The organism is Streptomyces sp. ID05-39B (assembly GCF_033794725.1).
Taxonomy (GTDB): domain Bacteria; phylum Actinomycetota; class Actinomycetes; order Streptomycetales; family Streptomycetaceae; genus Streptomyces; species Streptomyces bobili.
This window is the reverse complement of sequence record NZ_JARGEF010000342.1, coordinates 1-6,647: the sequence shown is the minus strand read 5'-3', so window position 1 is coordinate 6,647 and position 6,647 is coordinate 1. Positions and strand designations below refer to the sequence as shown.

5 protein-coding genes and 1 pseudogene are annotated in these 6,647 nt (G+C 70.3%); 2 read left to right on the top strand and 4 right to left on the bottom strand.

Annotated elements, in window-relative coordinates; all coding sequences use genetic code 11:
* Together P1P75_RS38355 and P1P75_RS38350 are read right to left on the bottom strand one after the other, a co-directional pair.
* A partial coding sequence (locus P1P75_RS38355) for a beta-galactosidase family protein (RefSeq protein WP_319264120.1) occupies nt 1-1,084 on the bottom strand: 1,084 nt, incomplete at its 3' end.
* Nucleotides 1,085-1,441: 357 nt separating this feature from the next.
* Nucleotides 1,442-2,653 carry an MFS transporter gene (locus P1P75_RS38350; RefSeq protein ID WP_319264118.1) on the bottom strand — a complete coding sequence of 404 codons (1,212 nt, stop codon included), beginning with the start codon at nt 2,651-2,653 and terminating at the stop codon, nt 1,442-1,444.
* A gap of 312 nt (nt 2,654-2,965) precedes the next feature.
* Here P1P75_RS38350 and P1P75_RS38345 point away from each other — a divergent pair, with 312 nt between their 5' ends.
* Entirely contained in the window at nt 2,966-3,445 is a 480-nt protein-coding gene (locus tag P1P75_RS38345; RefSeq protein ID WP_319264116.1) for a hypothetical protein, read from the top strand.
* 389 nt (nt 3,446-3,834) lie between these two features.
* Here P1P75_RS38345 and P1P75_RS38340 read toward each other — a convergent pair whose 3' ends face one another.
* Nucleotides 3,835-4,896: a Ku protein gene (locus tag P1P75_RS38340; RefSeq protein WP_319264114.1), complete on the bottom strand. Its 1,062-nt coding sequence runs from the start codon at nt 4,894-4,896 to the stop codon at nt 3,835-3,837.
* 67 nt (nt 4,897-4,963) lie between these two features.
* Here P1P75_RS38340 and ligD point away from each other — a divergent pair, with 67 nt between their 5' ends.
* A complete protein-coding gene (gene ligD / locus P1P75_RS38335; RefSeq protein ID WP_319264112.1) occupies nt 4,964-5,848 on the top strand; it encodes a non-homologous end-joining DNA ligase in 885 nt (294 codons plus the stop codon).
* A 188-nt stretch (nt 5,849-6,036) separates the two neighbouring features.
* On the opposite strand, the pseudogene P1P75_RS38330 reads toward ligD, so the two are convergent.
* Nucleotides 6,037-6,582, bottom strand: a pseudogene (locus P1P75_RS38330) (nuclease-related domain-containing protein); the annotation flags it as partial.
* Nucleotides 6,583-6,647: the final 65 nt, after the last annotated feature.

Sequence of the window (6,647 nt, the reverse complement as noted above, 5' to 3'; positions counted from 1 at the left end):
CCTTCGCGGTGGCCGGCAGGGGGAGGAGTGGCGTGCGGTGGGTCAACTCGACCGTCGTCGGCGGGAGTTTGGGTGCCGGGGACGGGACCGGCTCGTCCGGGACCTGCGCGTGGCGGGCGATGACCTCGCGGAAGGCGTGGTACTTCGGGCCGGGGTCGCCGTGCTCGGTGAGGGGGGCGTCGTAGTCGTACGAGGTGACGGTGGGGGCGTAGGTGTGGTGGTGGTTGGCGCCGTTCGTGAAGCCGAAGTTGGTGCCGCCGTGGAACATGTAGATGTTGACGGAGGCGCCCGCCGAGAGCAGGCGGTCCAGGTCGGCGGCGGCGTCCTCCGTGTCCCTGCCGTGGTGCGGGCCGCCCCAGTGGTCGAACCATCCGATCCAGAACTCGGCGCACATCAACGGGCCTTCGGGCTGGTGCTCGCGCAGACGCTCCAGCGAGCGGTCGATACGGCCGCCGAAGGTGCCCGTCGCCAGGACGCCGGGGAGGCTGCCCTTGGCGAGGTGCTCGGGGTCGGCCTGGTCGCAGGTGAAGAGGAGTTCCTCCACGCCGCGGGTGCGCAGGGCGGCCTCCAAGTGCTTGAGGTACGCCGTGTCGTCGCCGTAGGCGCCGTACTCGTTCTCCACCTGTACGGCGATGACCGGGCCGCCGGACGCGGCCATGTGCGGGAGGAGTGGGGGGAGGAGGAGGTCCAGGTAGCGGTCGACCGCGCCCGTGAAGCGGGGGTCGCTGCTGCGGAGGCGGATGTCCGCGTCCGCGGTGAGCCAGTGGGGCAGGCCGCCGCCGTCCCACTCCGCGCAGATGTACGGGCCCGGACGCAGCAGGACGTGCAGGCCCTCCGCGGCGGCGAGGCGCAGGAAGCGGGGGAGGTCGAGCAGTCCGTCCAGGACGAGGGTGCCCGGTTCCGGCTGGTGGAGGTTCCAGGGGATGTACGTCTCCACCGTGTTGAGGCCCATGAGGCGGGCCTTGTGCAGGCGGTCGGGCCAGTGGTCGGGGTGGACCCGGAAGTAGTGGAGGGCGCCGGAGATGATCCTCAAGGGGGTGCCGTTGAGAAGGAAGCCGTCTGGGCTGGCGGTCAGGGCGGTCATCTGGGGTCCCTTCGGGGATGGGGTGCGGGTCGTTGTGGGTGCGGGTCGTTGTGGGTGCGGGTCGTTTCGGGTGCGGGTCGTTTCGGGTGCGGGTCGTTGTGGGTGGTCGTCGGACGCCTGTCGGCCGTGGGTGGGTCGAGGTCGTGGCCGTGCGGCGAGCCCGTCGCAAGTCGGGCGCACTGCTGCCCGCTGCCACAGTCGGACGTGGCAGTGACGGACTACGCGACGGACTACGCGACGGGCTGCGCCGCACCGCGACGACCCGCTCCCCTGGTACGGCGGCTGCGGGCGCGATCGGCCGACGCCTCACCGCTGTCACCGGCCGCCCCCCTGTACGACGGCCGTGGGCGGGGATCGTCATGGGTGGGCGTTCTCTGTACGGGTTGCGCGGATCAGCCAGAGGGTGGCTGTCAGGCAGGCCGCGGAGGTTGCCGCCAGGAGGAGGGGTACGGCCCTGATGTCGGACCATTCGATGACCTTGCCGAGGGCGGGGCCGGCTGCCACTCCGCCGATCATGGAGGCGGCGATGACCAGGGCACCCGCTCGGGCGGCGCCGGGGGCGGCCCGGTGCAGCCAGGGGAGGCCGGTGGGGAAGATGGGTGCGATGAAGAGGCCTACGCCGGCGTAGGCGTACGGCGCCAGGTCGGGTACGGCGGCCAGGAGCAGGCAGGCGGTCATGCCGGCGCAGGAGACGGTGATGATCGCCGGAGCCGAGAAGCGCAGGGCGAGGGGCGCGACCAGGAAGCGGCCGATCGTCATCATCAGCCAGTAGACGGAGGTGGCCGTCGCGGCGATCCCCGCGCCGTAGCCGACCGTCTCCAGGTGGGTGGGTTCCCAGCCGCCCACGCCGGCCTCGATGCCGACGTGCAGGACGTAGAGGGCCACGAAGACGGTGAGGATGGACGTCAGGCTGCGGGTGAGGGGGGTCGCTGGGGTCGTCGTGGTGGCGGTGGTGTCCGTGGGGTTCGGTGCCTTGTCCCGTACGCCCTTCAGGCAGAGGAGCAGGGGGAGGTTGGCCAGGGCGAAGGCCACGAAGATCGCGGGGTAGTGATCGGCGCCTGCCGCGCCGATCAGGGCCGGGCCGAGGATCGCGCCGATGCCGAAGTGGGCGTTGAGGATGTTCAGCATCGCGGCGGAGCGGTGGCCGAAGCCGACGGCGAAGAGCTGGTTGAGGCCGTAGTCGATGCCCCCGAAGCCGAGTCCTGCCAGGAGGGCGGCGGTCAGGGCCGTCGGCCAGTTCGGGGCCAGCGCGAAGCCTGTGGCGCCCGTGGCCATGAGGAGGTAGGAGGCGGCAAGGATCCGTCTGTTGCCGATCCTGCCGTAGAGGCGGTCGAAGAGGAGTACCCCGGCTACGCCGCCCACGAAGTGTGCGCTCAGAGCCAGTCCGGCGGTGGAGGGCGACAGGCCGAAGTCCTGGCGGAGGGCCGGGATCGCGGGGCCGTAGAGGGCCTGGAGAGCGCCGATCAGGACGAAGCCGCCGCAGGAGGCGGCGGCGGCCATGGGGGTGAAGACCGGGCCGGGCACGGGAGTGGTTCGTGGGGGGTGACGCACCGTGTGCTGATCGGTCATGCGGACTCCCGAGGCGACGGTGGCTTGGTGTGTGCAACTCCGACAGGATTGAATGTTACCGGTAACATAACGCGGCCGGTCAAGGCGTTTGCCGGGGTGAGCGGGAAGCGCGATGTCCGCCGACGCGGACCTCTTGTATGACTCCGGCCGCAACCGTGAACGTTTCTGCTGGTCATCACGGCGCCGCTCGATCACTCGGGGCAGTGAAGACCGGCGGACCAGGCAAACCCGATTACCGGCCTACCTGTTGATCCGGCGTCATCCGAAGATCAACAGGAGGAGTTCACCTTGTCCGTCAGGTTTGCGGCACGCATGGCCACAGCTCTCGCGACGGTCGCCGCCGTGCTCTTATCCGGTTCCCCGAACGCCCACGCCGGAGCGGCCGGTTCCACTCCCGTGCAGACCTTCGAGTACAGCGTGGGCGGCATGACGATGAAGATTCCCACCGGGTGCATGTTCACGCACATCATCCGTGGCAGCGGCAAGAAGATCACTTACCAGAACGCCGGTGTGGACTGTGCCTTCGTGGGCGCCCTCAGCAGCGGCTTCTGCAACTGGCGCATCGACTTCACCTACGCCGACACGAGCAACCGGACCTACCGGACCTCACGCGGCAGGACCCACAGCGAGTGCAAGATCGACCCGATGCGGAACAACTCTCCGCAGACACTGCCTCGTTACGGCGAGGCGTGTGCCCGGCTCTACGTCACGGGGTTCAGCGCGCCGGCCAGTGCCACCACGTCACGAAGTGAGTTCCTCCATGGTCGAGCAGCAGCACCAGCAAGGGCCTGACGCGTCGGAGCAAGCGCGGCGCAGGAGGATCGGGGTCGTGGGATTCCTCTGCGGGCTGCTGGCGCTGCTCGCCTTCTTCGCCTTCTTTTCCGGGGCTGCCTCATGTCATCGACGCGGGTGCGGTCGTCGTATCCCTCGTGGTGGGGGTCCTGACGCGGTGGGCTTGCCTGGTCCGGTGGGAGCGGCGGGCAGGGAGGCAGTGAAGGGGGACGGGGTCGGACAGTCGGTCGGGTGCCGCCTCGGGTGTCGGGGCGGGCACGGGTTGGCCGCGACATGGTGTGCCCCGTGTCGAGGCAAGCCGCCTGAGGACCGGCCCCGTGTCGCGGGAAGCCCTCCGGCGGGGCGACGCCTCACGCCGACGCCGACCTCATCCCTCACTCATGTCGCCCTCACGCCGACCGTTTCCTTGCCGTCGTCTTCTTCGCCGCTGTCTTCTTCGTCGTGCTCTTCGATGCCGTGCTCTTGCTCGTCGACGCCGTGCTGCTCCTGCTCGTCGATGCCGACTTCTTCGCCGGCTCGGTGCTCCTCGTCGCCTTCTTCGCCGACGCCGCCGTCTTCTTCGCCGTCGACGTGGACTTCTTGCCACCGGTCTGTTTCGGGGCCGTGCGGGCCGTCTTGCGGTCGGGGAGCTGTCTGACCTCGGCCTTCTCCCGCCCGGTCGGCTCGCCTCGGGACTCCTTCGCCGCGCGGACGCTGTTCTCCAGGGCGGCCATCAGGTCCAGGACCTTGCCGCTGGGGGCGGCGCTGGGCGACTCGGGGGGTGTCTCGCCGGCCGCCTTCGCGGCGACGACCTCCTCGACGGCCTCGCGGTACTCGTCGTGGAGATCCTCCAGGTCGACCTCGCCGAGGGTGTCCATCAGGGCGTCCGCGAGGTCGAGTTCCTTGTCACGGACCGTGACGTCGGTGTCGGGGGCCACGCCCTCGGGGGCGCGGACCTCGTCGGGCCAGAGCAGCCCGTGCATGGCGATCGCGTCGCCGACCACGCGCAGCATGCCCAGGCGCTCACGGCCGCGTAGCGCGTACTTGGTGATGGCAACCTTGTTGCTGCGCTTCAGCGCCTCCCGCAGCAGTGTGTACGGCTTGGCCGCCGGGGCGCCGCCCGCCTGGAGGTAGTAGGCCGCGTCCATCTGGAGCGGGTCGATCCGGTCGGCCGGCACGAAGGCCACGATCTCGATCGTCTTCGCCGTGGGGAGCGGCAGGTGGGAGAGGTCCTCGTCGGTGATCGGGATGATCGTGCCGTCGGCGTCCTCGTAGCCCTTGCCGATCTCCGACTGGCTCACCTCGCGGTCCTCCAGCTCGCAGACCTTGCGGTAGCGGATGCGGCCGCCGTCCTCGGTGTGGATCTGGCGGAAGGAGATCGAGTGGTTCTCGGTGGCGTTCACCAGCTTGATCGGGATGCTGACGAGGCCGAACGAGATGGCGCCGTTCCATATGGATCGCACGTGCAGCATCCTCCTGGCTCTACCGAGAAAGGTTATATAGCAGACATATACGCACTAATCGTGTGATTCTCATCGTATGACGCCCATCACCGAGGTGGAGGGGCGGCGGCTCGCGCTCAGCAATCTGGAGAAGGTGCTGTATCCGGCCACCGGCTTCACGAAAGGCGAGGTGCTGCACTACTACGCGACCGTCGCCGGCCCCCTGCTGGCGCATCTGCGTGACCGGCCGCTCTCCTTCCTGCGCTATCCGGACGGACCCGGCGGACAGGTCTTCTTCGCCAAGAACGTGCCGCCGGGCACCCCCGACTGGGTCACCACCGCCGAGGTGCCGCGTGTGGAGGGGCCGGCCCGGATGGTGCTCGTACAGGATCTGCCGAGCCTGATGTGGGCGGCGAACCTCGTCACCGAGTTCCATACGCCCCAGTGGGTGATCCAGGACCCCGAGGAGGCCGACCGGATCGTCTTCGACCTCGATCCCGGCGCGCCCGCGACCGTCGTCGAATGCTGCGAGGTCGCGCTCTGGCTGCGGGAGCGGCTGGCGGCGGACGGGATCGAGGCGTACGCGAAGACCTCGGGCTCGAAGGGGCTGCATCTGCTGGCGGCGGTGCGCGGATCGTCCTCCGAACAGGTCACCGAGTACGCCAAGCGGCTCGCCGTCGAGGCGGAGCGCACCATGCCGCGGCTGGCCCTGCACCGGATGACGCGGAGCCTGCGGCCGGGGAAGGTGTTCGTCGACTGGAGCCAGAACGCCGCCCGCAAGACCACCGCCACCCCCTACACCCTGCGCGCCCGCCCCGAACCGACCGTGTCCGCGCCCGTCACCTGGGAGGAGGTCGAGGCGTGCGCGGCACCGCAGGAGCTGGCGTTCGGGGCGGAGGCCGTCACCGGGCGGGTACGGGAGCACGGCGATCTGCTCGCCGACCTGTGCGAGCCGGACAGCGCCGGACGCCTTCCCGACTGACGCGCCCAGGCCGACCCCCGGGCAGCCCCCGGCAGCCGCGAGCGGCTTCTCGACCGGCGTCCAGGCCCCCGTAGCCCGTCCGGCGATTGAGGACGAGGCCGTTCAGGCCGAAGGGGGGTCCGGGGGCACCGCCCCCAGTCACGGTCACCGATGCCGGCCCGCACGAACCCGGCTCACCCGCCACAGGCTCACGTCCACGTTCTCCTGTCCCGCGCCATCGCGTGCAGCGCCTCCACGTCCGCCGGTTTCAGTACGCCGCCCTGCCGGGCCAGTCCGGCCAGTTCCGTGTCCCGCAGGACCCGTACCTCACGCGGGGTGGTGGTGAGGCGCACGTCGGACGGGCCGACCAGGGCGAGGACCGGGCGGACCTCGGCGGTCAGCGCGTGGGAGGCGCGGTCGGCGTCGGCGCGGACCCGGCGCAGGAGGGGGTCGGGGTCGCGGCGGCCCAGGGTGAGCAGCGGGTCGGCGACGAGGACCCGCTGCTTACGGGCGTACAGGCTGTGGACGGCGAAGAGTCCGGCCGGGCCGATCGCCAGGTGGTGGACGCGGTCTCCGCCGGGCAGCGGGAGGGAGTGCAGGGTGTGCCAGCCCGCGCCGTCCAACCGGTCCAGGATCTCCCCCGTCGTCCGCTCCGCTTCGAGGGCGCGGCGGCGCGGGTCGGGCCGCAGCCGGCGGGCCGGGCCGGGGTCGCGGTCCAGGGCGATGAGGAGGGCCTCGCCGGGACGGTTGGGGGCCTGTCTCTTATACAACTGTCGCGCTACACTAGAAGATAAAAGTAAAAAATACCGATATCAGAATT